The organism is Streptomyces longisporus, assembly GCF_039532765.1.
In the GTDB taxonomy this organism is placed as follows: domain Bacteria; phylum Actinomycetota; class Actinomycetes; order Streptomycetales; family Streptomycetaceae; genus Streptomyces; species Streptomyces longisporus.
Genome location: NZ_BAAASG010000005.1, coordinates 154,640 through 180,883 on the forward strand (window position 1 = coordinate 154,640; position 26,244 = coordinate 180,883).

26 protein-coding genes are annotated in these 26,244 nt (G+C 71.9%); 12 read left to right on the plus strand and 14 right to left on the minus strand.

Going from position 1 to position 26,244, the window contains the following annotated elements; all coding sequences use genetic code 11:
- The first annotated feature begins 8 nt into the window (after nt 1-8).
- Complete coding sequence (locus ABD355_RS08970) at nt 9-395, plus strand: hypothetical protein (protein WP_344399598.1); 387 nt, start codon at nt 9-11, stop codon at nt 393-395.
- Between the two features lie 63 nt (nt 396-458).
- Nucleotides 459-1,154, plus strand: a complete 696-nt coding sequence (locus tag ABD355_RS08975) for a class I SAM-dependent methyltransferase (protein WP_344399599.1) — start codon at nt 459-461, stop codon at nt 1,152-1,154.
- Here the strand turns inward: ABD355_RS08975 and ABD355_RS08980 are convergent.
- The gene (locus tag ABD355_RS08980) at nt 1,126-2,073 is read right to left on the minus strand and encodes a ScbA/BarX family gamma-butyrolactone biosynthesis protein (protein WP_344399600.1); all 948 of its coding nucleotides are present in this window, start codon (nt 2,071-2,073) and stop codon (nt 1,126-1,128) included. The genes ABD355_RS08975 and ABD355_RS08980 overlap by 29 nt on opposite strands.
- A gap of 269 nt (nt 2,074-2,342) precedes the next feature.
- Here ABD355_RS08980 and ABD355_RS08985 point away from each other — a divergent pair, with 269 nt between their 5' ends.
- The 5 genes from ABD355_RS08985 (at nt 2,343) to ABD355_RS09005 (ending at nt 6,211) form a co-directional block, all read left to right on the plus strand.
- Nucleotides 2,343-2,969, plus strand: a complete 627-nt coding sequence (locus tag ABD355_RS08985; RefSeq protein WP_344399602.1) for a ScbR family autoregulator-binding transcription factor — start codon at nt 2,343-2,345, stop codon at nt 2,967-2,969.
- Nucleotides 2,966-3,907 (plus strand): NAD-dependent epimerase/dehydratase family protein, encoded by a 942-nt coding sequence (locus ABD355_RS08990; RefSeq protein WP_344399603.1) that lies wholly within the window; start codon nt 2,966-2,968, stop codon nt 3,905-3,907. The genes ABD355_RS08985 and ABD355_RS08990 overlap by 4 nt, the downstream gene beginning before the upstream one ends.
- Before the next feature lie 229 nt (nt 3,908-4,136).
- Complete coding sequence (locus ABD355_RS08995; protein ID WP_344399604.1) at nt 4,137-4,730, plus strand: TetR family transcriptional regulator; 594 nt, start codon at nt 4,137-4,139, stop codon at nt 4,728-4,730.
- Between the two features lie 199 nt (nt 4,731-4,929).
- Nucleotides 4,930-5,547 carry a sensor histidine kinase gene (locus ABD355_RS09000; RefSeq protein ID WP_344399605.1) on the plus strand — a complete coding sequence of 206 codons (618 nt, stop codon included), beginning with the start codon at nt 4,930-4,932 and terminating at the stop codon, nt 5,545-5,547.
- On the plus strand, nt 5,540-6,211 hold the full coding sequence (locus ABD355_RS09005; RefSeq protein WP_344399606.1) for a response regulator transcription factor: 672 nt from the start codon (nt 5,540-5,542) through the stop codon (nt 6,209-6,211). Before ABD355_RS09000 ends, ABD355_RS09005 begins: the two co-directional genes overlap by 8 nt.
- Nucleotides 6,212-6,522: 311 nt before the next feature.
- Here ABD355_RS09005 and ABD355_RS09010 read toward each other — a convergent pair whose 3' ends face one another.
- Nucleotides 6,523-8,094, minus strand: a complete 1,572-nt coding sequence (locus ABD355_RS09010; protein ID WP_344399607.1) for an FAD-dependent monooxygenase — start codon at nt 8,092-8,094, stop codon at nt 6,523-6,525.
- A gap of 267 nt (nt 8,095-8,361) precedes the next feature.
- Here ABD355_RS09010 and ABD355_RS09015 point away from each other — a divergent pair, with 267 nt between their 5' ends.
- Nucleotides 8,362-9,936, plus strand: coding sequence for an MFS transporter (locus ABD355_RS09015; RefSeq protein ID WP_344399609.1), 1,575 nt, complete (start codon nt 8,362-8,364; stop codon nt 9,934-9,936).
- A gap of 99 nt (nt 9,937-10,035) precedes the next feature.
- On the plus strand, nt 10,036-10,497 hold the full coding sequence (locus ABD355_RS09020) for a nuclear transport factor 2 family protein (protein WP_344399610.1): 462 nt from the start codon (nt 10,036-10,038) through the stop codon (nt 10,495-10,497).
- A 74-nt stretch (nt 10,498-10,571) separates the two neighbouring features.
- On the opposite strand, the gene ABD355_RS09025 is transcribed toward ABD355_RS09020, so the two are convergent.
- The 12 genes from ABD355_RS09025 to ABD355_RS09080 all read right to left on the minus strand — a co-directional run bounded on the left by ABD355_RS09025 (nt 10,572) and on the right by ABD355_RS09080 (nt 23,102).
- A complete protein-coding gene (locus ABD355_RS09025; protein ID WP_344399611.1) occupies nt 10,572-11,345 on the minus strand; it encodes an SDR family oxidoreductase in 774 nt (257 codons plus the stop codon).
- A 316-nt stretch (nt 11,346-11,661) separates the two neighbouring features.
- Nucleotides 11,662-12,468 (minus strand): SDR family NAD(P)-dependent oxidoreductase, encoded by an 807-nt coding sequence (locus ABD355_RS09030; RefSeq protein ID WP_344399613.1) that lies wholly within the window; start codon nt 12,466-12,468, stop codon nt 11,662-11,664.
- Nucleotides 12,465-13,496, minus strand: a complete 1,032-nt coding sequence (locus ABD355_RS09035; RefSeq protein ID WP_344399614.1) for a 3-oxoacyl-[acyl-carrier-protein] synthase III C-terminal domain-containing protein — start codon at nt 13,494-13,496, stop codon at nt 12,465-12,467. The genes ABD355_RS09030 and ABD355_RS09035 overlap by 4 nt, the downstream gene beginning before the upstream one ends.
- A complete protein-coding gene (locus ABD355_RS09040) occupies nt 13,486-14,502 on the minus strand; it encodes an AfsA-related hotdog domain-containing protein (RefSeq protein ID WP_344399615.1) in 1,017 nt (338 codons plus the stop codon). Before ABD355_RS09040 ends, ABD355_RS09035 begins: the two co-directional genes overlap by 11 nt.
- 40 nt (nt 14,503-14,542) lie before the next feature.
- The gene (locus ABD355_RS09045) at nt 14,543-15,220 is read right to left on the minus strand and encodes an HAD-IA family hydrolase (protein WP_344399616.1); all 678 of its coding nucleotides are present in this window, start codon (nt 15,218-15,220) and stop codon (nt 14,543-14,545) included.
- Nucleotides 15,221-15,269: 49 nt separating this feature from the next.
- Entirely contained in the window at nt 15,270-16,247 is a 978-nt protein-coding gene (locus ABD355_RS09050) for a ketoacyl-ACP synthase III (RefSeq protein WP_344399617.1), read from the minus strand.
- A 121-nt stretch (nt 16,248-16,368) separates the two neighbouring features.
- Nucleotides 16,369-18,186, minus strand: coding sequence for a CoA-transferase (locus ABD355_RS09055; RefSeq protein WP_344399618.1), 1,818 nt, complete (start codon nt 18,184-18,186; stop codon nt 16,369-16,371).
- Complete coding sequence (locus ABD355_RS09060) at nt 18,183-19,466, minus strand: beta-ketoacyl-[acyl-carrier-protein] synthase family protein (RefSeq protein WP_344399619.1); 1,284 nt, start codon at nt 19,464-19,466, stop codon at nt 18,183-18,185. The genes ABD355_RS09055 and ABD355_RS09060 overlap by 4 nt, the downstream gene beginning before the upstream one ends.
- Nucleotides 19,467-19,634: 168 nt before the next feature.
- Nucleotides 19,635-20,849: an acyl-CoA dehydrogenase family protein gene (locus ABD355_RS09065; protein WP_344399620.1), complete on the minus strand. Its 1,215-nt coding sequence runs from the start codon at nt 20,847-20,849 to the stop codon at nt 19,635-19,637.
- A 44-nt stretch (nt 20,850-20,893) separates the two neighbouring features.
- On the minus strand, nt 20,894-21,946 hold the full coding sequence (locus ABD355_RS09070; protein WP_344399621.1) for a phosphotransferase family protein: 1,053 nt from the start codon (nt 21,944-21,946) through the stop codon (nt 20,894-20,896).
- A 108-nt stretch (nt 21,947-22,054) separates the two neighbouring features.
- Complete coding sequence (gene dmpI / locus ABD355_RS09075; protein ID WP_030941186.1) at nt 22,055-22,237, minus strand: 4-oxalocrotonate tautomerase DmpI; 183 nt, start codon at nt 22,235-22,237, stop codon at nt 22,055-22,057.
- Between the two features lie 211 nt (nt 22,238-22,448).
- Nucleotides 22,449-23,102 (minus strand): LuxR C-terminal-related transcriptional regulator, encoded by a 654-nt coding sequence (locus tag ABD355_RS09080; protein WP_344399622.1) that lies wholly within the window; start codon nt 23,100-23,102, stop codon nt 22,449-22,451.
- 253 nt (nt 23,103-23,355) lie between these two features.
- On the opposite strand from ABD355_RS09080, the gene ABD355_RS09085 reads away from it, so the two are divergent.
- The 3 genes from ABD355_RS09085 to ABD355_RS09095 all read left to right on the plus strand — a co-directional run bounded on the left by ABD355_RS09085 (nt 23,356) and on the right by ABD355_RS09095 (nt 26,226).
- Entirely contained in the window at nt 23,356-24,900 is a 1,545-nt protein-coding gene (locus tag ABD355_RS09085) for an acyl-CoA carboxylase subunit beta (RefSeq protein WP_344399623.1), read from the plus strand.
- Nucleotides 24,897-25,130: an acyl-CoA carboxylase epsilon subunit gene (locus ABD355_RS09090; RefSeq protein WP_344399624.1), complete on the plus strand. Its 234-nt coding sequence runs from the start codon at nt 24,897-24,899 to the stop codon at nt 25,128-25,130. The genes ABD355_RS09085 and ABD355_RS09090 overlap by 4 nt, the downstream gene beginning before the upstream one ends.
- A gap of 172 nt (nt 25,131-25,302) precedes the next feature.
- Complete coding sequence (locus ABD355_RS09095) at nt 25,303-26,226, plus strand: zinc-binding dehydrogenase (protein ID WP_344399770.1); 924 nt, start codon at nt 25,303-25,305, stop codon at nt 26,224-26,226.
- The last annotated feature ends 18 nt before the right edge of the window (nt 26,227-26,244 follow it).

Below are 26,244 nucleotides of genomic sequence, written 5' to 3' on the forward strand. Positions count from 1 at the left end.
GGAGCGACGTGCGGTCGACCGAAGAAGTCGTCGAAAGCCTGCGGGCGGCCCTGACGGGCGTCGGGGTGGCCCTGCCGTCCCTCTGTGTCGATCCCGTGACCGGCGCGAGCGAGGAGCCGTTCGCGCTCGTCGACCTCGGGCGCTGCAATGTCCGTACGGCGGAGAAGCTGGCGTCCGTGCTGCGGGGGGAGCGGCCGGCGGTCGGTGCGTATGCAACCGATGAGCGGGACGGGCGGATCGGGGAGGTCATGGGGCATGTCGGCGGCCGGGTGCAGCTGCGTCCGGTCGGCGGCGGGCGTGAGTGGGAGTGCCCGCCGGAGGCGGTGGGGGCGGCGCCGCCGGAGGAGGTGCTGCGGGCTCGGGTGCGGAGCCGGAACCGAGGGGTGCACTTCTAGCTGAGGCCGCCATCGAGGGGCAGGCGCTGACACCATCGCCGCCAGGCTTGGTGAACTGAACCCATGAAGATCCTTACGCCTCGCCTCCTCCACGTCCTCGAACGCTTCAACTCCGCCCACCCCTGGGATCACAACGCCCACTACCACCCTTGGCTGCTACGGCAGTTGCCCCGCCGGTTCGGGCGTGCCCTCGACGTGGGCTGCGGTACCGGTGACCTGGTGCGGCTGCTGGCGGGGCGGGCGAGGGAAGTGCACGGGGTCGACTCGGATCCGGGGATCGTGGAGAAGGCGAGGGAGCTGACCGGCGACGGGTACGCCCACGTCACGTACTCCGTCGCCGACGCCCCGGACGGACTGCCTCCGGGGCCGTACGACGTCATCACCTGCGTCGCCGTGCTTCATCACCTGCCGCTCGCCGAGACGCTCACGCGCCTGCGGCGGCAACTCGCGCCCGGTGGCACGTTGTTGATCGTCGGGCTGGCCCGGGACGAGACGTTCGTCGCCCGTCTGCTGGGCTGCGCGTCGATTCCGCTCAACGCCGCCACCGGGTGGGTGAAGAACCGCGGTCGTACGGCGCCCCGGCCCGCCTCCATGACCGCGGTGACGAGGCCCGCGGAGACCACGTACGCCGAGATCGTGCGGGAGGCGCGCCGCATCCTCCCCGGCGCCCGCCTGCGCCGCCGTCTCTTCTGGCGGTACACGCTGGTGGCGCGCGCCGGGGCGGGGGGTGTCAGTTCTGCGGGACGCTCAGGAGCGTGATGATGCTGGAGAAGACACAGACGTCGTTCTGCACGGCGGTGATCAGGACCCGGTGCTGACCGGGCTGGTCCGTCGGGAACGGGTCGGTGTGGATCCAGCAGGGGGCGTCGAGCTCGGCGTAACGGGCGAAGACCACGTCCATGGAGAGCATCGCGGCCGGCTGCTGCACCGCCGTGTGGCTCGCTTGGCGCGCCGCTTCGAGGAGCAGCATGCCGGGGGCGTGGTCGACCGGGTGGTCGAAGAGCACCGGGTGGCCCAGGTCGACGCGCAACTGGTGCCGCCGGGGCGAGTCGGTCGGCGAGAGGACGACGTCGGCGAAGTCCTCGCGGGCGACCTGGGCGGGAGCGGCCGGTGGGGGGAGCGGCAGCGCGCGGGCGATCGAGGCGTCGAGGTCGGCGTAGGTGCCCCGCAGACGTCGGTAGAGCGCGGGGGCGGTGTTGGCGAACCGGGTCTGGGCGGTGCCCACCCGGACCCCGTCCCGGATCACGTCGACCTTCATCAGCATGCAGGCCAGACGGCCCATGCGCCGGATGACGTCGTGGCAGCTCACGCGGAGTTCGACCGAGGTCGCACCGGCGGTGGTGGCCAGTGCGGCGGGGGTCAGCGCGAAGCTGAAGTGGCTCCATGACTGACGGTGCCCGGCCGGGGCGTCGTAGGCGGCGTGGCTGAGCAGCGGTATGCACTGGCGGATCGATTCGGCCAGCAGCATGGGGTCGTGCAGGCCGTGCTGCGGTCCGTAGAAGGCGTGGTCCTGCGGCCAGTCGGCATGGACGGTGAAGACGTCGTTCCCGTTCTGGCACCACTGCGTCAGCAGTACTTCGGAGGCGGTGAGCTTGTGCACCTGCTCCTGGTTCACCGGCACCCAGGTCGGGGCGGTGGCGTCGACGTGCTGGATGGTGCTGGACATGGTGCTGGACATACGGAATCCCCCTGAGACGTATGTGAGCGCTGCGGCTGGCAGCCGCAGCTCCATAAACATAAAGAGTGCTCTGTTTGTTTGGCTCAAGTGGCGGTAAAGGGTCACTCATGGACCGCTCAAGCCATGTGGGGCAATGGCTTCCGGATCGCGGGGGTTTCGTGTGGCGTGTGGAGTGGCTGACCCTTGCACTGGACACCTCTCAGGGCCCGTGCGTAACCTGGGGCTGTTCTAACCAAGAGAGTGCTCTGTTTATTTAGCAAGGAGGTCCAGTGGCGCAGCCTCAACAGGAGCGTGCCGTGCGGACAAGGGCGGCTCTCATCAAGGCGGCCGCTGAGGAGTTCGACCTCGCGGGCTACGCCGGCACGAGCACCACGAAGATCATCAAGCGGGCCGGGTCCACCATGGGGGCCCTGTACTTCCACTTCGGCTCCAAGGAGGGCGTGGCCAGAGCGGTCATGGCCGAGCAGGCCGCCGACCTGCCGGAGCTGACCGGCCGCAGCGGACTCCAGCACCTGGTCGACCTCACCCTCGAACTGGCCCACGAGCTGCGGAGCAACGTCCTGCTGCGGGCCGGTGTGCGGCTGGCGGTCGAGCAGGGCGCCTTCGGCATCCAGGACGACACCGCCTACCAGCTGTGGATCACCCGGTTCAAGGAGGAGCTCATCGTCGCCGACGCGCTCGGTGAGCTGCGCGAGGGCGCGGACCCCGCCGGGTTCGCCCGTGTGCTGGTGGCCGCCTACAGCGGAACCCAGCTGCTGTCCCGGATCAGCACCGGCCACGAGGACCTGCGGGAGAGGATCGTCGAACTGTGGCGGTACTTCCTGCCCGCGGTCGCCACGCCCGAGGTGATCGGCAAGCTCGACTTCGGGGAGCGGGGACCGGAGGCGGTGCAGTGACGCCGGACGGCGAGGCCGGGCGGTGGACCGTCGCGGTGACGGGCTCCACGGGCTTCATCGGCTCCGCGGTGGTGCGACGGCTGTCCGGTTGCGCGGCTCCCGGCGGAGGGCCGCTGCGGGTGCGTGCCCTGGCCCGCGGCGCGAGTTCCGAAGCGCCGGGCGAGGGCACGGTGGAGCGGGTCCGGGCCGACGTCACCGACGCGGCGTCACTTCGCGCCGCTTTCAAGGGCGTCGACGCCGTCGTGCACGCCGTCTCCTGCGTCGGGGGCGATGCCCGGCAGGCCTGGTCGGTGAACCTCGAGGGGACCACCGCCGTCATGGCGGCCGCCCGGGAGGCCGGGGTCGACCGGATCGTCCACTTCTCCACGGCCGCCGTCTACGGCGCGGGTCCGCACCGCGGGATCGACGTCGACGGGGTCGACGCGGCGCCCGTGTCCGAGGCCAGCCGCAGCCGCCTCGCCGCCGAAGGGCCGGCGCTGGCGGCCGGTGCGCTCGTGCTGCGGCCGGGTCTGGTGCTCGGCGAGGGCGACCGCTGGGTGGGACCGGCCCTCGCCGAACTCACCCGCCGCGTTCCGCCCGAGTGGGACGGTGGGACGGCGCTGCTGTCCCTCGTGGACGTGGACGACCTGGCGCGGCTGGCCGCGGCCGCCGTGACCGCGGGCACGCCGGTGCGGGGGGTGCATCACGCCGCTCATCCCGTACCGGTGACCAGCGGTCGTCTCAGACGGGTCATGGCCGCACACGGTCTCGCCGAGCCCGCGCGCGGCGACGCCGACTGGGCGCAGTGCACCGCGCTGCTCGCGAACACGCAAGGTCGTTGGGGGCAACGGCAGTTGGAGCTGCTGGGCCGGGACCACCACTACCGCAGCGACCTGATCTGGGAACTGCTCGCCACCGACCCCGGGCCGGGCCCGCTCGAACGACTGGGCGCCGTCTAGGAAAGGCCTCAGGGTCACTCCGTCAGGCCCCCCTGCCTCGGTGAGGCAGGGGGGCCTGTTCCGTTCCCGGTCCCCGTCGTGCGGCCGATGGTGGAGTGGCTCATTCCGCCTGCTTGCGAAGCGGTCGCGGCTGCCAGAATAATATAGAGAGATCTCTTTTATTTGGGTCCACTGTACGGCCGGTGCCGACCGCGGGACGGACGGTCGGCCTCGGAACTTTGGAGGATGTATGGCAGTGCAGGCCAGGGCGGAGCGCACGCGCGAAGCTCTTATCAGGGCCGCGGCCGATGTCGTGGACGACAAGGGCTACAACGGGGCCACCCTGGTCGCGATCAGCAGGTCCGCCCGGGTCTCCATGGGGGCGCTGACCTTTCATTTCGCCAGCAAGAGCGAACTTGCCGAGGCTGTGGTGGAACGCGCCGCGACCGTGGCCGGCGAGCGGACCGCGTCCGCCGCCGCAGGCGAGGCGTCGCCGCTGCGGGCCGTCGGGGTGCTGCTGCAGGCGCTCGCCCGGCTCCTGGACGAGGACGTCGTCGTGCGGGCCGCCTCGCTGCTGGCGCGGGAGCGGCCGGACATCGACCCGGCCTGGCACTCCTCCTGGACGCCGACGCTGTCCCGGTTGCTCAAGGAGGCGGAGGCGGCGGGGGAGTTGCGGCACGGTGTCCGGCCGCCCGCGGTGGCGGGACTGGTGATGTACCTGCTCACCGCCGTCGAGGTGCACCCGCGCACCGCTTCGGGGCAGGAGCGGTTCAGGGGTGCGGCGGGCGCCATGTCACGCCTTTGGCCCTTCGTGTGCCACGGCATCGCCGCGGCCGCCGCCTAAGCAAAGAGAGCACTCTTTTTTCTTTGCCATCTGTGTACTCGTTCGGGCTCGATCTCGCTGGAAAAAAAGAGAGCTCTCTATATTCTTCTTGGGTGTAGGGCCTACTCGGCCAGGAGACCGTACGGGGGAGAGCGAGGACCCGGTGAGGGATACAGAGACAGCAGGGACAGCACAGTCGGCACCGACGGACGTCTGCAAGGTGCTCGCACGGGAGGTGCACGACCGGATCGGCAGCGGACTGGCACTGGCACTGCGCCGTCTGGACATGCTGGAGACCACGGCGGCGGGGTCCGACCCGGAGGCCGCTGCCCGTCTGCAGCAGGTACGGGCCGCCGTGGTGGACGTCCTGTGCGCGACCCGTCAGGTGACCTCGGCGCTGCGGGACTCGCCGCCGGCGGTCGCACCCTTCTCGATCGAGGACGCCCTGCGCGGCTTCGTGCAGGCCATGGAGATCAGCGAGCCGAGGGTGGACCTGCGGGTCGACGGCGTGGACGGTCTGCTGCCGGCCGCCGTGGGGGACGCGGTGTTCCTCGCGGTCCGCGAAGCGATGCGCAACGCCGTGGCCCATGCACGGGCCCGGCACGTCGCCGTCCACATCACCTGGGACGCCCGGGAACTGCACGCCTCGGTGGCCGACGACGGGGACGGCTTCGACCCCGCCGCGGTCGGCGAACGCGGTTCCACCAACGGACTGCTCGGCATGCGGGAGCGGATCCAGGCGGTCGGCGGCGTCACCACGGTCACCAGCGCACCCAGGCGCGGCACCCGGATCACGCTCTGGGTTCCGGTCAACGAGAGGAACAGCCGCCATGTCTGACACCCCGACCCGCATACTCGTCGCCGACGATCACACCCTTCTGCGCGAGGCGATGGTCGAACTCCTGCAGAGCGAGCCCGACATCGAGGTGGTCGCGCAGGTCGGCGACGCCCGTGCGGCCGTGCGGGCCGCCGCGGAACTGCGGCCCGACGTAGCGCTGATCGACGTGCAGATGCCGTACAACGAGGACCCGGGAGCCACCGTGCGCCGGCTTCTGGAGCGCCGGCCGGGGCTGCGGATCATCGTCCTCAGCATGGACGACCACCCGGCGCTGGTGCGCGGACTGCTCGCGCTCGGAGTGCGCGGTTACCTCCACAAGAGCGCCAGCCGCCAGTCCCTGCTCGCGGCCATCCGGGAGCGGCCCGGCAGCGGACGAGCCGTGGTCACGGTGTCGATGCCGCTGCTCGCCGCCGCCGAGGGAGCCGGCCGGCGGGCCGCGGTGATCTCCGAGCGCGAGACGGAGGTGCTCACCCTGGTCGCCGAGGCGCTGAGCAACCGGCAGATCGGCGCCCGCCTCGGTATCACCGAGGGCACCGTCAAGCGCCATCTGAGGAAGATCTTCGACAAGCTCGACGCGGTCTCCCGGCTCGACGCGGTGAACAAGGCGGCCGCGCTCCAGCTCATCCGCCCGCACAGCAAGCACTCCCTGCCGATGGCCGGGTGACTCCGCGCCGCACTGCGTACCGTGGCCCCTGCCGGTTGGAGGCGGGGGCCATTGGTGTGGGCCGCGGGGTCTGAGCGGCGGCTCGCCCATCGGGGAGCTGCTGTATGCCGGGTGCGGGTTCGTTGTGGCTGGACGCGCCCACGCGGCGGAGCCGCACATCGATACGGCCCCGCGCCCGTGGAGGCGGTGCCCGGACCGGCGCTGTCAGCGGCCGCCGTTCCACGGTCGTAGGGGCCGTCGCTGCTGCTTCCTCCGCGGTGTGAGTGGCCGTCGGTGCGAGTTCGGCCGACGGCCACTCGGCGCGGGGCCGGTCAGGTGAGTGCGGCGCCGGGCAGCGGTTCCCGGCGGGCGCGGGCGAGGGCCGTGAGGACCGTGGTGGGGGTCAGGTCGGTCAGGGTGGTGTGGAGGTGGCCGTCGGGACGGACTACCGCCGCGAGCGGGTGGCGGCCGAGTGCCCTGGTGAGCGGGCCCGCCGGGTGGGTGGGCGCCTCGATCACCTCGGCCGCGTCGCCGACGGCCGTGCGGATCGCCGCGCAGGTCCTGCGCCAGTCGGCCGGCCTGGTGCGGCCGGGGTGCAGCAGTACGGCGTACGAGCGGCCGGTGATCCGGGTCCAGGGCGCACCGGTGCGGACCGGTTCCGCGCCGAGCAGGAGGGGCAGCCGGTCCCCGGGGACGGCCTTCGGCCCCCCGAGGGAGGCCCTGCGTGCGGTGGGGCCGCGGTAGCCCGACGTGAGCTGGCCGATGGCCGGCGCCAGGGTCCGCTGCAGGACGCCGGTGCGGCCCGCGGCCCGTACCGCCGTGTCGCGCAGCGCCAGTTGGGCGGGCTTGGTCAGGGCTCCCCAGCGGGTCTGCAGGGAGGTGGACCGGGTCACCGTGTGCACTGCGGGGCGCCGCTCGGCGTCGTAGCTGTCGAGAATCGCCTCGTCGAGGGTGCCGCGCAGGACGCCCGCCAGCTTCCAGCCCAGGTTCGCGGCGTCCAGCAGGCCGGTGTTCATGCCCTGCCCGCCCGCGGGACTCATGAGGTGGGCGGCGTCGCCCGCGAGGAAGGCCCGGCCGCGGCGGAAGCTCGGCGCGCTGCGGACGTGCACCTGGAAGACCGTGCTGAAGCGCAGCTCGCCCACCTCGACGCCACCGGGCGCGCGCTCGGACACCACCTGCTGGAAGAACGCGCGGGTGGGCGTGGCCCCGGCCATCTCGGGCGGCACCGCGACGGCGATGCGGTGGACGCCGGGGGAGACCGGCGCGAGCCCGAGGCCGCCTGCGGCCGTGTAGCAGTAGCTCACCAGGTCCGCCGGTATCTCCCCGGACAGCTCGGCGTCGGTGATGGCGAAGTTGATCGGCAGTTTGGATCCCTCGAAGCCAAGGCCCAGTTCCTTGCGCACCGTGCTGTGCGCGCCGTCGGCGCCGACGACCCAGTCCGCCTCGATCTCCTCGGTGAGGCCGTCGGGCAGGGCGAGCACCGCCCGGGCGCACGGCCCGGTGGCGTCCAGCGTCTCCAGCCGCACCCCGCGCTCGACCTTGCCGCCGAGTTCCGCCAGGCGCTGCTCCAGCAGTTCCTCGGTGCGGTCCTGGGGCAGGCCGACGGCGAAGGGGTACGGGGTGTCCTCCAGGCGGTTCAGCCAGGCCGTCGCGAGATGACGGCGGTCCGAGTAGTACGCCACGCCCTGGATGCGGTGCCCGCTGTCGACCAGGCGGTCCGCGACGCCGATCCTGCGCAGGAGTTCGAGCGGGCGCGGCCAGATGGTGGTGGCCCGGGAGTGGGCCGAGTGGTCGCGTTCGGCGTCGACGATCCGGACGGGGACGCCTTGACCGAGCAGTTCACAGGCGATCACCAGGCCGATCGGCCCGGCGCCGACCACCAGGACGGGGTTGACCTTGGACATGTGCGCTCTCCCAGCATTTCGGATACTCGCACCGGCCGATGGGCACGGGCAATTCCGGACGCTAGTTCCGCAGCGCCGGATAACGTGCGGATATTGTCCGAACGTGCCGCCGCAAGCAAACGAAAGTAACACTCTGACCTGGTCGGACGCCCAGGCGTGCCTCCAAGGAAACACTCGCCGGACCACAAGGGGAATATACGGACCCGGTTCCGGTCCCTAGCGTGGAATTGCCATGGACACCGGCAGTTTTTCTGGAGGAAGAGAATCATGAGGGATCCGTCCCCGAATACGTCCCGCAATCCCGTCGTAAGTCTCGTCACCGTGGTGCTCGCATCGCTGCTGCTGCCGATCTCGCTGACCGGCGCGTCCGTGGCCATACCCGGTGTCGCCGCCGACTTCCACAGCAGCCTGGCCGCCGACGAGTGGATCGTGAACGGCTACGACCTGACCTTCGCCGGCTTCATGCTCGCCTCCGGCGCCTTCGCCGACCGGTTCGGACGCCGCAAGGTCTTCGTCCTGGGCACCGCCGTCTTCACGCTGTGCTCGCTGGTCTCCGCACTGGCCGGCAACATCGCGCTGCTGGACGCCTCCCGGGTCGTCGCCGGTGTCGGCGCGGCCGCCGTGCTGACGTCCGGCAGTGCCACGCTCGCCCAGGTCTTCGACGGGCCCGCGCGGGCGAAGGCGTTCGGCGTCTTCGGCACCACCGTGGGCGTGGGCATGGCCTTCGGACCGTTCATCGCCGGCGCCCTGTCCACCAACTTCGGCTGGCGGTCCGTCTTCCTGGTCCCCGCGATCGCGGGAGCCGTGGTGCTCGCCCTCGCCACCCGCCTGCCGGAGTCCCGCGACCCGCAGGCCGGCCGCGTCGACTGGGCCGGAACCATCACCTTCAGCGGCGCGCTGACCGCGCTGATCGCCGCCCTGATCGAGGGCTCCGCGCTCGGCTGGACCTCCGGCTTCAACGTGGTCATGTACCTCGCCTGTGCCGTGCTCTTCACCCTGTTCGTCGTGGTGGAGAAGCGGCAGGAGCGGCCGATGTTCGACCTGGGCCTGTTCCGGCAGCCGCAGTTCGTGTCGCTGTGCGTCGGCGTGGTGGCCCTGGTGCTGGCCTTCACCCCGCTGCTGGTCTACCTGCCCAGCTACCTCACCGCCGTCAACGGCCAGACCACCATGCACGCCGGCGTCGACATGCTGATGCTCACCGTGCCGACCATCTTCTTCCCGCTGATCACCGGATACCTGCTGCGCTGGATCCCGGTGCGGCACATGGTCACCGCCTCCGTCGGCCTGACCGCGATCGGCACGGCGTGGCTGACGGTGGTGCACCCCGGCATCGGCAACTGGGCCGCGCTGGGCCCGTACGCGGTGATCGGCATCGGGATCGGTGTCTCCTTCGGCGTGATGGACGGCGCGGCCGTCTCCAGCGTCGAGCCGGAGCGGGCCGGGATGGCCGCGGGCATGTTCAACACCATGCGACTGGCGGGCGAGGCCACCGGCATCGCGGTGGTCGGCTCACTGCTCGTCAACTTCACCCGGGTGGAACTCGGCAGCAAGCTCGACGCCTTCGGCGGCCCGTACGGCGGGAAGCCGGGCGAGCTGGCCAACGCGCTGAACCAGGGGCAGCTGTCCGGACCGGAGTCCACCGTGCCGGTGAGCGCCCGCGCCGCCTTCCACCAGGTCGCCACGTCGGCCTACACCGGCGGTCTGCACACCGCGCTGTGGATCATGGCCGGCTTCTGCGCCGCAGCGACGGTGCTCGTCGCGGCCGTCGGCGCCAAGTCCCGCCAGGCGGCACCCGCGGCCGAGGCCGTGACGCAGGCCGAGCCGGACAAGGTCGCGGCCTGACGCACCGACAGGTTGCCGGGGCGGCTGCCGGAACAGCCGGCCGCCCCGGCAACCGCCTGTCCCCACCCACCCGTAGCACGAAGAACGAGGGAGAACATCATGAGCGAGCTGACCGTCGAACGAGTCCGTGAGGCCTTCGGGGCCCTGGCGTCCGGAGACCGCCAGGCCATGCTGGAGTACTGGGACGAGGACGTCACCTTCGAGATACCGGGCAACCACGCGCACGCCGGCCGGCACGAGGGGCTGGACAGCTTCCTCGGGTTCCTCAAGACCGTGGGTGAGCTGTCCGGGGGCACCTACACCGCCGAGAACGTGACCATCATGGTCAACGCCGAGGACGGGTACTCGGTCGACGTCAACACCAACCGGGCGCTGCGGGCGGGAGCGCCCGCGGACAGCACCTCGCCCTACGACCTGCTCGACGTGACGGCGCTGCACTTGCTGCGCTGGCGGGACGGCCGCATCGTGGAGGGCCGCGGGGTCATCCTCGGCGACGGCGGCTCGACCTCCGCCCTGTGGTGGTCCCCGATCAACCAGGACGGCTCGCGCCGCGGGATCTGATCCCCGCCCGCATACGGCTTCGGGCCCTTCCCCAGCTGGGGAAGGGCCCGAAGCCGTATGCGGGCGGGACCGGTTCAGATGCCGCCGCCCACCGTGGTCAGCCCGCCGTCGACGACCAGGGTCTGGCCGGTCACCCAGGAGGCGTCGTCCGAGGCCAGGTACGCGACCGCCGCCGCGATGTCCTCGGGGGTTCCGAGGCGTCGCAGCGCGTAGTCCGCGGTGAGCTGCTGCTCGCGGTCCTCGTAGAGCTTCGACGCGAAGCGGGTCTTCACCACGGCGGGCGCCACCGAGTTGACGCGGATGTGCGGGCCGAGCTCCTGGCCCAGCTGCTCGGTGAGATGGATCAGCGCGGCCTTGCTGGCGCCGTAGACGCCGATCCCGGTCGCGGGCTTCAGCCCGGCCACGGCCGTCATGTTCACCACGCTGCCGCCGTGCTCGCCCATCCACGCCTCGCGGGCGCGGCGCAGCCAGCCCAGCGCCGCCAGCACATTGACGTCGAACACCTTGCGCCAGGCGGACTCCGTCAGATCGAGGACCGGGCCGAACACCGGGTTGATCCCCGTGTTGTTGACCAGGACGTCCAGCCGCCCGAAGGCGTCCAGCGTCCGCTCGACCGCCTCCGCGCGGTGGGCGTCGTCGTCCGCCTTGCCGGTCACGGCCACGGCGTGGCGGGGACCGCCGAGGCGCTCGACGGCCTCCGCCAGCGGCCCGGCCGAGCGGGCGGTGACGCAGACCCGGGCGCCCTCGGCGACCAGGCGCTCGGCGACGGCGAATCCGATGCCCCGGCTCGCCCCGGTGACCAGGGCGACCCGGCCTCGGAAACGGGCGGGGGAGACAGCTGTGCTCACGGTGGTGCCCTCCAGTGATGGCGATGTGGGTGGTGACATGGGTTGCGAGCAGACACGCGACGACCGCGCGGCAGTGGCCGGCGGTCGTCGTCGTGAGGCGCGGGGAGGGAGGCGGCCGGCGCGGCCGCCCGGACGGGGGATGGACGGGCGGCGGCTTGTTCCCGGAAGCAGGACCGGGTGGCCGGATCTTGGCGAATCCCCTCCCCGCGCTCCGTCGATGCTATGAATACAGGCGCTGACCAGGCCATTCCCCCTTCGAGGAGGACCCCGTGCCTCCGAAGCGGCACGAGGCGGTCGGTCCGGCGCGGCTCGTGGTTCACAGGGCCAGATAGCCCCCGTCCACGGGCACGGCCGCTCCGGTGACATAGGAGCCGGCGTCCGAGGCGAGCAGCAGCAGCACCCCGTTGAGTTCGCTGAGCCGGCCGGCCCGGCGCATCGGGGTGCGGCGCTCCACCCAGGCCCGCCCCTTGTCGCTGCCGAGCATCGACTCGGTCATCTCCGACCAGAACCAGCCCGGGCACACCGCGTTGACGCGGACGCCCCGCGCGCTCCACTCGGCGGCCAGCTCCCGGGTGAGGTTGACGACCCCGCCCTTGGAGGCGGTGTACGCGGCCTGCGGAAGGCTGCCGCTGGCCACCAGCCCGTAGATGGAGGCGATGTTGACGACGGAGCCCCGGCCGCGCTCCAGCATGCCCACACCGACCGCCTGGCTCAGCGCGAACACCGCCGTCAGGTTCAGCGCCACGATCGAGCTGAAACTCTCCACGGTCTGCGTCTCCGCGGGCACTGTCTCGGACAGCCCCGCGTTGTTGACCAGGATGTCGATCGGGCCGAGTTCCCCGGTGACCGTGCGCACCAGGTGCGCACGGTCCTCGGCCGAGGTCACGTCGCACGGCACGGCGAGCGAGCCGGGCAGCTCGGCGGCGAGTTCCTTCAGCGGGCCCTCGCGGCGCGCGGCAAGGGCCACCCTGGCACCCGCCGCGGTGAGCAGCCGGGCCACATGCGCGCCGATGCCGCTGGAGGCGCCGGTGACCACGGCCACCCGGCCGTCCAGCCGGAACAGCGCGGTCGGATCCTCGGCGGGGGCCGTCGGCTCCTCGACGGGGGCGGTCGGGTTCGTCACGGGCGGTTCACCTCCACGATCGCGGCGGACCAGGTGAACCCGGCGCCGGCACTGAGCAGGACGAGCAGATCTCCGGGCCGTACGTCGTCCCGGTCGAGCAGGTCGGACAGATTGGCGACGGCGTCTCCGGCGCCCAAGTGGCCGGTGTCCGCGCCCAGTCGGACGATCGGTGCGGCGCACACCTCGCCGAACGCGGGCTCGTACGCCTCGGCCATGACGTGCCGGGCGAGCCGGGGCAGCGCCGCCGCCCGCAGCCGCTCGTCGTCGGCGGCGACCCCGGCGTCGCGAAGGGCCCGCGCCACCACGGAGGTGACCGCGTCGTGCGCGATCGGCCCGAACGGCAGGGTCGGGTTGGCGGTGAGGAACTCCTTCTTGGCGAGCTTCGGCAGCAGCGTCTTGAAGCCGCTGGTGGGGGCGGGGCTGAAGGGTGCGTCGCCGCGGTGCATGCCCTCGAGCACCGGGGCGGCCACGGTCGCCGCCGACAGCAGGCGTACGGAGCGGCCGTGCGGGGCCCGGTCGACCAGGACCGAGGTGGCGCCGTCGCCGTAGCAGACCCCGTAGTCGCCGCCCCAGCGGTCGAAGCCGGGCTGCGGGAAGCAGTCGGCGGTGGTCACCAGGGCGGGGCTGGCCGCGGGGGCGGCGAGCAGCCGGCAGGCGGCCTGCACGAGCGCGGCCGCCCCGCCGTTGCACATCTGCTGGATGCCGACGGGCTCCGCGGCCACCGCGCCGACCTGCTGGGCGAGGTAGTGGGCGGGGGACCAGAACTCGTGACCCTGGTGGTACGTCCACGCGTGCAGCAGCTGGCCGATCCGCTCGGGTGAGACCCCGGACGACTCAAGGGACTTGCGGGCGGCGAGGGCGGCGAGCCGGACCGGCGCGAGGGTACTGGTACGCAGTGCCGTATAGGCGTACCGCTCGGCGTTGACCTCGTCGATCAGCAGGCCGGCGAGCGCGTCGGACACCGGCTGGGCGTGCTCGCCGAGCACCTGGACGGGGGCGCTCAGATGGACGGGTGCGTCAAACCGCATCGCCGGCTCCGGGGGTATGGGCCGCGGCCAGCCGGACCCGCATCCGGGCGACGGTCTCGTCCTGCTGCACGAAGGCGGTCTCGGTCCGCAGGCCGCCGTCCACCGGGTCGGACACGTTCCGGGTGACGACGGTGATGTCGCTGTCCAGCTCCGCGAAGCGCAGGTACTCGGCGTCCATGTACTGCGGGTAGTACCCGGCCGCGTCCTGTCCGTCGGCGGCGAGCAGCAGCGCGGCCTGCCGGGCGGCCTCCATCATCACCGGTCCCGGCACATGGTCCTGGGCGTGCTCGAACATGCTGGGATGCGTGGTCGGCACCCGCAGTCGCGCGCGTACGGCGCCGCCCGTCACCTCTGCGTTCTCCAGGACCACGTTCTCCGCGTGCTCGCGACCCACCAGCCGGGGAGGCGGGGCGACTCCGTCGGTGCGTACGGGCACGGCACTGGACATCGGCGGCGGTGTGGCGCGGTGGCTCATGCGCAGCTTCTCGTACACGGTGTCGGGGCGCTGCGCGGTGTCGACGGTGACGACGCCCACCTGCCGGCCACCGGCCATGACCCGCACCTGGTGCACCACGCGGGAGATGGCGTCCCGGTAGTTCTTGGCGAGCTGCACGTTGCCGAGCAGCAGCAGGTCCAGTGCTCCGCGGGCCCTGAGCGGGCCGGGGTCGGTGATCTCCAGGGAGGCGGTCGCGGTGATGGACTTGGTGTCGTGGCCCGCGTCGTGCTGCAGGTGCATCGCGCACAGCAGCATCTGGCGCACGCTCTCGAACACCGCGAGCGGGTCGTGCATCGCCGGACGGGCGGTGTGGTCGCCGTAGTAGAAGTGCCGCGGCGGCAGTTGGGCCGCCGCCCGGAAGGTGTTCTCGTCGACGGACTGGAAGTCGGTGAGGAACACCTCGGAGATCGCCGAACGGTGCACCAGCCGGCGGGACAGGGTGCGCTGGGTGGACAGGATCTGGGCCGCTTCGGTGGCCTGGACCGGCTCGACCTGGCTCAGTACGGACATGACGGGCTCCTGTGCGGTGCGTCGGGGGTGGTGGCAGGGTTCAGACGGCGGCCGGGGCGGCCGCGTCGAGGAGGCGGGAGACCTGGCGGGCGGCCTGGTCGGCGTCGTGGAAGTGCACGGCCTGCCAGCCGGCGGCGATCGCACCCACCACGTTCTTCTCCAGGTCGTCCACGAGGACGCACTGGTGCGGTTCGAGCCCGGCCCGCTTCGCGGCGAGTTCGAAGATCGCGCGCTCCGGCTTGCGGCTGCCCACGGCGTGGGAGAGGACGATGTCGTCGAAGTGCGAGTCGTCGATCATGAAACGGCGGTGCCGGTCCCACGACGGCGGCAGGTTCGAGAGCAGTCCGACGAAGGCCCCCCGGGCCCGGAACGTCTCCAAATGCGCCGCCCAGGCCTGGTTGGCGGGGCGCCCGGCGAACCAGCGGTCGCCGAAGTGCTGCAGGTCGGCGACGACCCCGAAGGTGCCGCCGAGGACGTCCTCCAGTTCGTCGGACCAGGCGGCCTCGTCGATCAGCGGGATGTCTATGGCGCCCATCGAGTCGGTGCCGTACTTCTCCCCGACCAGGCGCATCGACTCCTTCAGCGCCCACAGCGGGACGCCGACGCGGTCCGCGAACTCGTTGAAGGTGACGCCGACCGGCGGGGTGAGCACACCGCCGAAGTCGGTCCATACGGCCAGGGAGGAGGAGGGAGCGGGTGTGGGGCTGCTGAGACTCATGACAGGTCCTTGAGGTGGGTAGGTCGGCCGGGCAGAGGGCGGGTTCGGGTCACAGGCGGTACAGGAGCCCGCCGTAGTACCAGCCGGAGCCGACGGCCGTGGACAGCACCAGGTCGCCGCTCCTGACGACGCCCTTCTCGGCGTACTCGGACAGGGCGATCGGGATCGAGGCGCAGCCCGTGTTGCCGCGCTCGGCGAAGTTGGTGAGGAACCTGGCCGGCTCCAGGTCGAGGCCGTCGCGTACGCCGGCGTGGATGGCGTTGTTGCCGGGGTGCGGGACGAGCCAGTCGATCTCGGAGGTCTTGAGGTCGTTCCGGTCGAGGAGGTTGCCGGCGACCTTCAGGCTGGAGCGCACCGCCAGGTCGATGAGCTCGGGCTTCGGCCGCAGGAAGCCCTCGGGGGCGCGGGCGGCGACGGTGTCGGCCTCTGCTGCGTCGCAGTCCAGGACCGAGTCGATCAGACCGCTCGGGTCGTCGGGATCGCCCTTCTCCAGGACCACCGCGCCGGCCGCGTCCCCGAAGACCAGCTGGCCGCGGGTGCCGGGGCGGGCGCGGCGGGTGAAGCGGTCCGCCGCCACCACGACGGCGCGCTTCCAGCCGGGGTGCGCGGTGAGCATCGAGGCGGCGGTCTGGACGCCGTGCACGAAGCCGGTGCAGGCGCCGCAGACGTCGAAGGCGAGGGCACCGTGCGCGCCGAGGGCCGCGGCTACGCCGGGGGCTATCTCCGGTATCCACTGGCGGTCCGTCCAGTTGGCCAGGACCACCAGGTCGAGGTCGCCGGCCTCGCGGCCGGCGTTCGCCAGGGCGGAGGTGGCGGCCTGGACCGCCATGAACTCCAGGGTTTCGTCCTCGTCGGCGACGTGGAGGGCGCGGACGCCGAGTTCTTGTGCGGCCTGCGGGGGGTAGGTGCGGCCGTCGAGGGTGACTTCGCCGTCGTGGGTGCGGTGGGTTCGGGGGTAGTAGTGGCCGAGGCCGGTGAACTTGAGGCCGGAACCGGTCCAGGTGCGGGCTTCTGTGCGACGGTGCATTTTTTCTTTCTCCTTGTGTGGGTGGGTGGTTTTGGTGCGGGTTCGTTGTGGCTGGTCGCGCCCCGCGGCGAAGCCGCTGATGTCACAGCCCCGCGCCCCTTGAGGGGCGCTGCGGTCGCCGTCAGCCGAAGCGGCCCTGGGGATCGAGAGTGCGTAGAGCCGTCAGCTCCTCGGCCGTTATGGGCTTTTCTGGTACGACCCCCAAGGTGTCGGCCGTCCAGGACGTGCGGGCTGCTACTGCCTCTGCTGCCTGGCGGGAGAGTTCCTGCGGGTCGTCGGCGCTGTCGTCCGCGGGCAGGTAGGTCGCCAGGCGGAAGCCGGTCTCGGCTCGGGTGAAGCGGCCGAAGTCGCTGACCACCTCGCGGATGCGGTGGCCGGGGCTGGTGCGGTAGGCGACCTCGGTGACGTAGCGGCGGCGGGACGACGGGGCGATCACCACGCAGTCGGTGCTCGACGCGATGTCGTTGGCGCCGCCCGAGCCGGTCAGCCAGCGGCCGTCCGCGCCGAGGCTGGTGTTGATCGTGCCGCTCTCGTCGATCTCGGCGGCGGCCAGGACTCCCAGTGCCCGGGGGTTGGCCGCGACCATGCCGCCGAGGATCTCCGGGATGCCGGCCAGCATCTCGCTGCCCCTCGCGTGCAGCAGGCTGAACAGGAAGGTGTCCCCGCCTTCGGGCCGGAAGCCGTACATGCCCAGCTCGGCGACGACCTTGACGTCCTGTCCGCCGGCCCGCAGCAGCTCGGCCGCGAGCCACGCCGCCATGTGCGAGGTGCCGATCCCGGCGAGCAGGGTGTCGTAACCGTGCGCGCGGACCTGCTCGGCAACGGCCCTGGCACCGAGCACGATCAGGCGTTCCTGGCGGGTGGGAGGTGCCGCGGGGACCGGTACCTGTTCGACAGGTGGGGTGGGTGCGGGGCGTGCCGCGGTCGGCGTGGGGGTGACCCTGGCGACCGCCTCCTTCTCGCAGCGGTAGATCTCCGCCCAGGTCTCGGTTTCGGCGTCGTAGTCGTCGTCCGCCCGGGCGGGGTCCGGGATGCGCAGGGCGGTGCGGCGCCGGGCGCCCAGGCGGTGGACGTACTCCTGGTGGGAGCCGGGGGCGGTGACCCAGGTGCGGTACCAGTCCTGGCCGCGTTCCTCGCCGTGGCAGGAGGCGACGATGTCCTCCAGGAAGGCGTAGTCGTCCACATACCCGTCCACGCCGAGGAGTTGGTCGGTGCGCAGGGCCTGGGGGTGGGCCCCCAGGCGGGCCTCGGTCAGGCCCAGCACGCGTTGGCCGGGGATGACCACGCGGTCGTTGACGGCGCGCAGTTCCTCGCGGGTGACGATCTTCTCCACCGAGGCGATCACTCCCCGCCCGGCGGCGTACGCGGCCCAGGCGCCCTCGCCGAGCGGCGGCACCAGGGCGATGTTGCCGTCCTCGTCGGCGGCCACACCGTGCACGAGTGTCACGTCGGGGCGCAGCGGGGCGAGCAGGGTGATCTCCTCGCCCGGGCGGGCGGGGTCGGGGACGCGGTGCAGTACGTCCGGCTTGCCCTCGGCGAGATCCGTGCCGGCCAGCGAACCGGTGACCGCGTACGGGGCTCCCTGCGCGCCGGCGATGAGCCGCTGTACGTAACTGAGCAGCGACCAGGCCTCCAAGGTGAACGGTTCGCCCCTGTCCAGGTCCGTGTAGAGGGGGTTGGGCCGGGGCGAGGGATAGGTGTCCCCCACGAAACCGGCGATGACCTTGTCGGCGACACCGGACAGCGCGAGCGCATGGGCCGAGGAGTGCACGGCGGTCGTGGAGACCGTCAGACGGCCGTCGGCGCCGAAGACCCGGCACAGGGCGTAGGTGAGGGCGTTGGGGCGGGACGGGGTGCCGGCCAGATGGACGTGGTCACCGGGCCTGACCAGGGCGCGGACCAGTTCGTCCACGTCGGCGGCGATCAGGGGCCGGCTCATGACGGGGCTCCCAGCGCGACGACCGCCGTCTGGCTGCCGAAGGCGAACGACATGGACACCGCCAGGTCCAGCTCGGCCGGGCGCGGTCCCTCGAAGACGTGGTCGTGGTCGCACTCGGGGTCCGGCGTGGTGAAGTTGATGGTGGGCGCGAGCGTCCGGTGGTGGATCATCAGGCTGGTCGCGGCGACGTTGATGATGCCCGCCAGGCCGAAGGTGTGGCCGTAGATGGGTTTGTTGGAGCTCAGCGGCGGGAGGGCGGCGGGCGTGCGCTCGGGGTAGAGGGCGCGCAGCGCACGGGACTCGGCGATGTCGTTGTAGCGGGTGGCGGTGCCGTGCGCGCAGAAGTAGTCGACGTCGTCCGCGCGGCGGCCCGCGCCTGCCAGGGCGTCCTCGATGACCGAGGCGGTGACCTTGCCGGTCAGGTCCATGGTGGTGGGGTGGGCGGCCTCGTTCAGGGAGGCGGCCGAGAGGATCTCGGAGTAGACGCGGGCGCCGCGCCGGCGGGCGACCGACTCCCGCTCCAGGCACAGCACGACGGAGCCCTCGCCGAGCGCGAAGCCCTCGCGGTCGTTGCTGTAGGGGCGCACCGCGCGGCTCGGGTCCTCACGTTCGGAGGAGAGCACCCCGTGGCCCATCGCCCGGTAGCAGGCGGCGACCTCGGGCACGATCGGGAACTCGTGGCCGCCGACCAGCATGGCGTCCGCGGCACCGGAGCGCAGCTCCCGCAGCGCCAGCTGGATGGCCTGGTGGCCGCCGACGCAGGCGTTGCTGACGGTGGTGACCAGGCCCTGGGCGCCGGTGTAGACGGCGGACAGGGAGGCCGGGCAGCCGGGCAGGCCGCGGAACATCGCGCCCTTGTCGCCGAAGGCGTCCGGGTCCGCGCCGGTGAGCACGTCGCGCCACCAGCCGAACGGGCCGCGGGAGGAGGACATGACGATGCCCAGCCGGCGTGGGTCCAGGGCGCCCTGACCGAGCCCGGCGTCCCGGCGGGCCTCGGCGAGCGCCGACATGGCGATGAGGATCTCCCGGGAGTACTTGGCCGCGTGAGCGTCCGTCAGCTCCGGGAGGAAGGGGTGGTGATCGAAGTCGTCGATCTCGGCCGCCGCGTACACCGGAAGGCCCGCCTGCTCCGCGTCGAACCGGGTGAGCCGGCCCACCTGGGACCTGCCGCCCGAGATGTTCGCCCAGAACCGGTCGACGGAGAGGGTGCCCGGGAGGACGACGCCGATTCCGGTGACGACCACGCGTTCTTCGGGTATCTCGAATTCACTGTTCGTCATAAAGAAAACGGTAGGCGCGGCCGGGCCTTCGGCCATGGGCCGCCGGGTACCCTTTCAGGGGGAAATCAGTACTCGCGGTACCGGCTTCCAATTCCCCGCGGGAAATCGCCGTAGAAAACAAAAGGCCGCCCCTCCGGAATGGAAGGGCGGCCTTTTGGTGAACGGTCGTCAGGTGTTCTGGTAGCGGCGCAGTTCGCGGCGGGCCAGTGAGGCACGGTGCACCTCGTCGGGGCCGTCGGCCAGGCGCAGGGTGCGGGCGTGGGCCCAGAGCTCGGCCAGCGGGAAGTCCTGGGAGACCCCGCCCCCGCCGTGCGTCTGGATGGCCTTGTCGATGACCCACTCCGCCATCGCCGGCACCGCGATCTTGATGGCCTGGATCTCGGTGTGGGCGCCCTTGTTGCCGATCGTGTCCATCAGATAGGCGGTCTTCAGCACCAGCAGGCGGGCCTGTTCGATGCGCACGCGCGCCTCGGCGATCCACTCGCGGACCACGCCCTGCTCGGCGAGGGGCCGTCCGAACGCGACCCGGCTGCCGGCCCGCTCGCACATCAGGTCGAAGGCGCGTTCGGCCATGCCGATCAGCCGCATGCAGTGGTGGATGCGGCCGGGGCCGAGGCGGGCCTGTGCGATGGCGAAGCCCTCGCCCTCGCCCGCGATCATGTTCTCGGCCGGCACCCGGACGTCGTCGAAGACGACCTCGCCGTGCCCGCCGTGCGGACCGTCCGTGTAGCCGAAGACGTGCACACCCCGCTCGACCCGCACTCCCGGGGTGTCGCGGGGCACCAGGATCATCGACTGCTGTCGGTGGCGCGGCCCGTCCGGATCGGTCTTGCCCATCACGATCAGCAGCTCGCACTCCGGCGCCAGCGCCCCCGACGACCACCATTTGCGGCCGCTCACGACATAGCTGTCGCCGTCCCGTTCGATCCGGGTGGTGATGTTCGCGGCGTCCGAGGAGGCGACGTCCGGCTCGGTCATGCAGAAGGCCGAGCGGATCGTCCCGTCGAGCAGCGGTTTGAGCCAGCGGTCCTGCTGCGCGGGGGTGCCGAACAGGGCGAGGACCTCCATGTTGCCGGTGTCGGGGGCCGCGCAGTTGACGGCCTCCGGCGCGATGAAGGGACTGCGTCCGGTGATCTCGGCGAGCGGGGCGTACTGCAGGTTGGTCAGCCCCGCGCCGAACCGGTCGTCCGGCAGGAACAGATTCCACAGGCCCCGGCGGCGGGCCTCGTCCTTGAGTTCCTGCAGCACCGGGGGGCGTCCCCATGGGTGGCCTGCGGCGTGCTGGGCGTGGAAGACGGGCTCGGCGGGCAGCACCTGCTCGTCCAGGAAGGCGAGCATCCTGGTGCGCAGGTCCTCGGTCCGGGCGTCGTAGGAAAAGTCCATGGGGCAACTCCGTTGCAGACAGGGCGGGTTCTGGGCACAGGGGGTCAGCCGGCGGTGCGCAGGGCGTCGTGGCCGCGGGCCACGAGCAGCGGTACGGCGTCGGCGAGGTTCGCGGTCTCCTCGCCGACGGTGAGGCCCTGCACGGTGCGGCAGTGGATGCCCTCGAGGATCGCGGCGAGCTTGTAGAAGGCGAACGCGGTGTACCAGCCGAGCCGTTCGAGGCCGGCCGTGCTGTGCGCGGCGTACTGCTCCACCAGCGCCTCGCGGCCGGGCCAGCCGGGCCGGGCACCGGGGGAGGCGACCGGCGGGCGGTCGACTCCGGCGAAGCCGTCCCAGTACATGCAGAGCATGCCCAGGTCGGCCAGCGGGTCGCCGAGCGTGGACATCTCCCAGTCGAGCACCGCGGTGACCCGGCCCGGGTCCGCCCGGTCGAGGAGCACGTTGTCCAGCTTGTAGTCGCCGTGCACGACGGCCACCGCCCCGGACGGGGGACAGGTCGCCGCCAGGCGGTCGTTGAGCTGGTCGGCGCCGTCCACCTCCCGGGTGCGCGAGGCGTCCCACTGGCGGCGCCAGCGCCGCACCTGCCGGGCCATGAAGCCCTCGGGGCGGCCGAAGTCGGCCAGCCCCACCTCCTGGGGGTCCACGGAGTGCAACAGGGCCAGGGTGTCGACCAGCGCACGGGTGGTGCGCCGCGCCGAGTGCTCTCCCAGCGGCGCGAGTTCCGCGTCGCTGCGGTAGGTGATGCCTTCGGCGAACCCCATGACGTAGAACGGGGCGCCCAGCACGTCCGCGTCCCGGCACAGCGCATACGTCCGGGGCACGGGCACGCCGGCCGGACCGAGCGCGCTCAGCACCCGGTACTCGCGCGCCATGTCGTGGGCGGTGGCCAGCACATGCCCCAGCGGCGGGCGGCGCAGCACGAGGGTGCGGCCGCCCCAGGAGAGCCGGTACGTCAGATTGGACCGTCCGCCCGCCAGGGGGGTCACCCCGGTCAGCGGACCGCGGCCCGGCAGCCTGCTCTCCAGCCAGTGTGCGAGGCGCCCGGTGTCGATGCCGTCGAGGGCACCCGGCGCCGTCGTGGTGGTCGGTGTCGTCACGGTGCTCTCCGTTTCCGGCGGTAGGGGTCTGCGGCGATACGGCACGGTCCCGGCCGCCGACGAGGGGCGGCCGGGACCGTGCTGGGGAAGGGAAGAAAAGGGCAGGGATCAGCTGTCGGCGATGAGCTTGCCCGCGGCGCCCCAGCTGTCCGCCGGAACCTCCTGGATCCACACCTGAACCGTCTCCGCCGGAATCTTGTACGCGTCGACGAATGCGTCCGTGATACGGGCGACCAGATCACGCTTGAGCTCGACGTCACGCGGACCCTGCTGAACGGTCACGATGGGCATTTCAACCTCCTGGGAGTTTTCTTGGGAGTTCTGTTTCGAACGCCGCGCTTTTCGGCGACGGCCTCGGTATGAACGGAACGCTAGGCGCCGTCCACGGGCGCTTTCAAGGAGAATGACTCCTACGGCACCGCACCGTGTTTCGTAGGAGACATCGCGCCCCGGAGTTCCATGCCGGCCGAATAGCTTTGGGGCGGCCCGCCTCGCACGCTTTTCAGGAAGCGGTCGCGAGCGGGTCCCGGCGGGACAGCAATTCGCGCCGGTTCGCCACGCCGAGTTTGGCGAGCACGTTGCTGACATGGTTCTTGACGGTCTGCCGGGCCAGATGGAGTTCGGCCGCGATCTCGTCGTTCGAGTACCGGCCCAGAAGCAGCCCCAGTATCTGCTGTTCGCGTGCGGTCATTCCGGGCACGCGCGGCTGCGTTCCCGATTCGGGGGCAAGGCCGGCGTGCTCGCGCAGGTACCAGACGTGCCGTCCCGCCGCGAGGGACTCCACGGCCCGCACGAGCCGCTCGGGCGACGCCGTGCGGTGGACGAAACCGTCGGCCCCGCCGGCCAGGCACGCGGCGACCACCGCGGGGTCGTCGGCGCCCGTGAACATCAGGACGGTCGGTGGCCGGGCGAGCCCCTTGACCTGCCGGCACAGCTGCACCCCGTCGCCCCGGCCCGCCAGATCGACCTCGGTGACCAGCATGTCGGCCCGAAGCCGGCGCACCAGATCCAGGGCACCCTGCCGGGTCTTCGCCTCCTGGGCCTCGTCGACCGCTCCGGAGCGGCGCAGCAGTGAGGCCACCGCGGCGCGGGATATCGGGAACGGGTCGGCGATGACGGCGATATGACGGGCCGAGAGTGTTTTCTCCTCGCTCATGTTCTGTCTCCAGGTAGAGAGTGGCGGTGAATGCGCGACTCCTTCCGGCGGGGTGGGGGAAACAGGCCGGGGGAAACCGAATCTAACCGCAGGAGAGAGGAGTTGGCCCGGCAATGCCACCAGAGTGCCCGGGCGCCTTGTCACCTAGGAATCCCCTCGCCGCCCTTTCGGTGCGTGTGCTGCCCGGCCGGGGACGGGTCTGCCTAGCGTGGGCGGACAGCTGATTTCCGGTGCGCAGAAAAAGGAGTTCTCCATGCGTGAACGCCTGGGCGAACTTGCCGCTCTTCAAGGCGAGTTGCTGACAGGTCCCGATCCGGCGGCCACCGAGCGCCAGCACGCCCGGGGCAAGCTCACCGTCCGCGAGCGCCTCGCGCTCCTGCTGGACAAGGGCTCGTTCACCGAGGTCGAGGGGTTGCGGCGGCATCGCGCCACCGGCTTCGGCCTGGAGGCGAGGAAACCGCACGGCGACGGCGTGGTCACCGGCTGGGGCACCGTCGACGGACGGCAGGTGTTCGTCTACGGACACGACTTCAGGATCTTCGGCGGGGCGCTCGGCGAGGCCCACGCCCAGAAGATCCACAAGATCATGGACCTGGCCGAGGCCGCCGGGGCCCCGCTGGTCGCGCTCAGCGACGGGGCGGGTGCCCGTATCCAGGAGGGGGTGACCGCGCTCGCCGGATACGGCGGCATCTTCACCCGCAATGTTCGCTGCTCCGGCGTGATCCCGCAGATCAGCGTGATCCTCGGGCCGTGCGCCGGCGGCGCCGCGTACTCGCCGGCCCTCACCGACTTCGTGTTCATGGTGCGCGGCACCGCGCAGATGTACATCACCGGACCGGACGTGGTGCACGCCGTCACCGGTGAGCGGGTCGGCCACGACGAACTCGGCGGCGCCGACGTCCACTCGACGCGCTCCGGCGTCTCCGCCTTCCTGTACGACGACGAGGAGTCCTGCCTCCAGGACGTACGGCATCTGCTGTCGATGCTGCCCGCCAACAACCGCGAGCTGCCGCCCGACTCGCCGAGCGAGGACCCCGTGGACCGCAGCGGGGACGCCCTGCTCGACCTGGTGCCGGCCGACCCGCAGCAGGTCTACGACATACGCCGGGTCATCGAGGAGGTCGTCGACGACGGGGACCTGTTCGAAGTGCACGAGCTGTGGGCGCCCAACCTGGTCGTGGCCCTGGCCCGGCTCGGCGGCCAGGTCGTCGGCATCGTTGCCAACCAGCCGATGGCGGGTGCCGGCGCCCTGGACATCGCGGCCTCCGAGAAGGGCGCCCGGTTCGTACAGTTCTGCGACTCCTTCAACATCCCCCTGGTGACCCTGGTCGACGTGCCCGGCTTCCTGCCCGGCACCGACCAGGAGCACGACGGCATCATCCGGCGCGGCGCCAAACTGCTCTACGCCTACTGCAACGCCACCGTGCCACGGGTCCAGGTCATCCTGCGCAAGGCGTACGGCGGCGCCTACATCGTCATGGACTCCCGCTCCATCGGCTGCGACCTGTCGTTCGCCTGGCCCACCAACGAGATCGCCGTGATGGGCGCGGAGGGTGCGGCAAACGTCGTCTTCCGCCGTGAGATCGCCGCGGCCGAGGACCCGGAAGCCGCCCGGGCACGGCGCGTGGCCGAGTACCGGGAGGAACTCATGCATCCGTACTACGCGGCCGAGCGCGGCCTCGTCGACGACGTCATCGATCCCCGGCGCACCCGGGAGGTGCTGATCAGATCGCTGCGGATGCTGCGCGCCAAACACGCGCAGCTGCCCGAGCGCAAGCACGGGAACCAGCCGGTATGAGCGCCGGACACCCCGCGCCCGCGCCCGCGCCCGCGGTACGGCTGGTGCGCGGCACCGCCGACGCCGACGAACTCGCCGCGGTCCTCGCGGTGCTGCAGGCCGTGGCCGCCCGCAGCGCCGCCGCCCGGAACCGCCCGCCCGCCGCCCCGGTCAGAGCGGCCTGGAGCAGACCGACCCGGCATCCGGCAGCCGGCACCTGGCGCGCAGCCGGCCCGCGCCCACACGGTTGAACACACCCCCCGGACCGGGGCATGTCACTTTCGGTACACGGCGAACGCACTTGCGGAGCACATGCGTTGAGCAGCGCCGAAGACGGCTCCTAGCCTGCTGAGCACCAGCCGACACAGACACAGGACACAGGAGTCAGTCATGCCCGCAGCCGCGCCCGCAGGAGGTCACCCGATGAAGGCCCTGCTGCCCACCGGACGACCGGAGGAGATGGTCGGGCTCGGCGAGGCCGAGGTGCCGCAGCCGGCGCCGGACGAGGCACTCGTCGAGGTTCGGGCGTTCTCCATCAACCGCGGCGAGGTCTTCCAGCTCCACGGGCCGCTGGGACTGCGTGGCCGGCCGGGCAAGGACATCGCCGGAGTCGTCGTGCAGGCCGCCGCGGACGGCTCCGGGCCCGCCGTCGGGACCCGCGTCGTCGGCCACCCGCCGGCGAACGGCTGGGCCCAGTACGCAGCCGTACCCACCCACTCCCTGGCCGTACTCCCCGACGGGGTCTCCTTCGAGACCGCGGCCGCGCTGCCGCTGGCCGGGCTCACCGCCCTGCGGCTGCTGCGCGTGGCGGGCTCCGTCGCCGGCCGGCGGATCCTGCTCACCGGGGCGTCCGGCGGGGTCGGCCACTACGTCACCGAACTCGCTCTCGGTGAGGGCGCCGAGGTCACCGCGGTCACCGCGACCCCCGAACGGGGAAAGCTGCTGGCCGAGTTCGGTGCCACTGTCGTGCACGACCTCGACGAGGCCGTCGGCCCCTTCGACGTCGTCCTCGAGTCCGTCGGCGACACCTCCACGCCGCGTGCGCTCGCCCTGCTGCGTGAGCGCGGACAGCTGATCTGGTTCGGGCAGGCCTCCCGGCAGCCCGCCGAGCTCAGCTTCTTCGCGTTCTTCAAGGGCCCCCGCTCGGCCACCGTGCGCCACTTCCACTACGAGCACTTCGAGGAGCCGTTCGGCACCGATCTGGCCGCTCTGGTGCGGCTCGTCGACAGCGGCCGGCTGCACCCGCAGATCGGCCGTCTGGAGGACTGGCGGCACACCGCGACCGCCCTCGGCGACCTGCGCGACCGGCGGATCACGGCGAACGCCGTCCTCACCGTGGCACCGTGACCGGACTCCCCTCCTGAA

Bases quoted from the DNA above. Each gene is read 5' to 3' on its own strand.
- ABD355_RS09095 (WP_344399770.1), top strand. From the start codon at position 25,303: ATGAAGGCCCTGCTGCCCACCGGACGACCGGAGGAGATGGTCGGGCTC.
- ABD355_RS09090 (WP_344399624.1), top strand. From the start codon at position 24,897: ATGAGCGCCGGACACCCCGCGCCCGCGCCCGCGCCCGCGGTACGGCTG.
- ABD355_RS09020 (WP_344399610.1), top strand. From the start codon at position 10,036: ATGAGCGAGCTGACCGTCGAACGAGTCCGTGAGGCCTTCGGGGCCCTG.
- ABD355_RS09035 (WP_344399614.1), bottom strand. From the start codon at position 13,496: ATGCGGTTTGACGCACCCGTCCATCTGAGCGCCCCCGTCCAGGTGCTC.
- ABD355_RS09080 (WP_344399622.1), bottom strand. From the start codon at position 23,102: ATGAGCGAGGAGAAAACACTCTCGGCCCGTCATATCGCCGTCATCGCC.
- ABD355_RS09060 (WP_344399619.1), bottom strand. From the start codon at position 19,466: ATGACGAACAGTGAATTCGAGATACCCGAAGAACGCGTGGTCGTCACC.
- ABD355_RS08995 (WP_344399604.1), top strand. From the start codon at position 4,137: ATGGCAGTGCAGGCCAGGGCGGAGCGCACGCGCGAAGCTCTTATCAGG.
- ABD355_RS09045 (WP_344399616.1), bottom strand. From the start codon at position 15,220: ATGAGTCTCAGCAGCCCCACACCCGCTCCCTCCTCCTCCCTGGCCGTA.
- ABD355_RS09055 (WP_344399618.1), bottom strand. From the start codon at position 18,186: ATGAGCCGGCCCCTGATCGCCGCCGACGTGGACGAACTGGTCCGCGCC.
- ABD355_RS09005 (WP_344399606.1), top strand. From the start codon at position 5,540: ATGTCTGACACCCCGACCCGCATACTCGTCGCCGACGATCACACCCTT.
- ABD355_RS09065 (WP_344399620.1), bottom strand. From the start codon at position 20,849: ATGGACTTTTCCTACGACGCCCGGACCGAGGACCTGCGCACCAGGATG.
- ABD355_RS09010 (WP_344399607.1), bottom strand. From the start codon at position 8,094: ATGTCCAAGGTCAACCCCGTCCTGGTGGTCGGCGCCGGGCCGATCGGC.
- ABD355_RS09050 (WP_344399617.1), bottom strand. From the start codon at position 16,247: ATGCACCGTCGCACAGAAGCCCGCACCTGGACCGGTTCCGGCCTCAAG.
- ABD355_RS09015 (WP_344399609.1), top strand. From the start codon at position 8,362: ATGAGGGATCCGTCCCCGAATACGTCCCGCAATCCCGTCGTAAGTCTC.
- ABD355_RS09040 (WP_344399615.1), bottom strand. From the start codon at position 14,502: ATGTCCGTACTGAGCCAGGTCGAGCCGGTCCAGGCCACCGAAGCGGCC.
- ABD355_RS09085 (WP_344399623.1), top strand. From the start codon at position 23,356: ATGCGTGAACGCCTGGGCGAACTTGCCGCTCTTCAAGGCGAGTTGCTG.
- ABD355_RS08980 (WP_344399600.1), bottom strand. From the start codon at position 2,073: ATGTCCAGCACCATGTCCAGCACCATCCAGCACGTCGACGCCACCGCC.
- dmpI (WP_030941186.1), bottom strand. From the start codon at position 22,237: ATGCCCATCGTGACCGTTCAGCAGGGTCCGCGTGACGTCGAGCTCAAG.
- ABD355_RS08975 (WP_344399599.1), top strand. From the start codon at position 459: ATGAAGATCCTTACGCCTCGCCTCCTCCACGTCCTCGAACGCTTCAAC.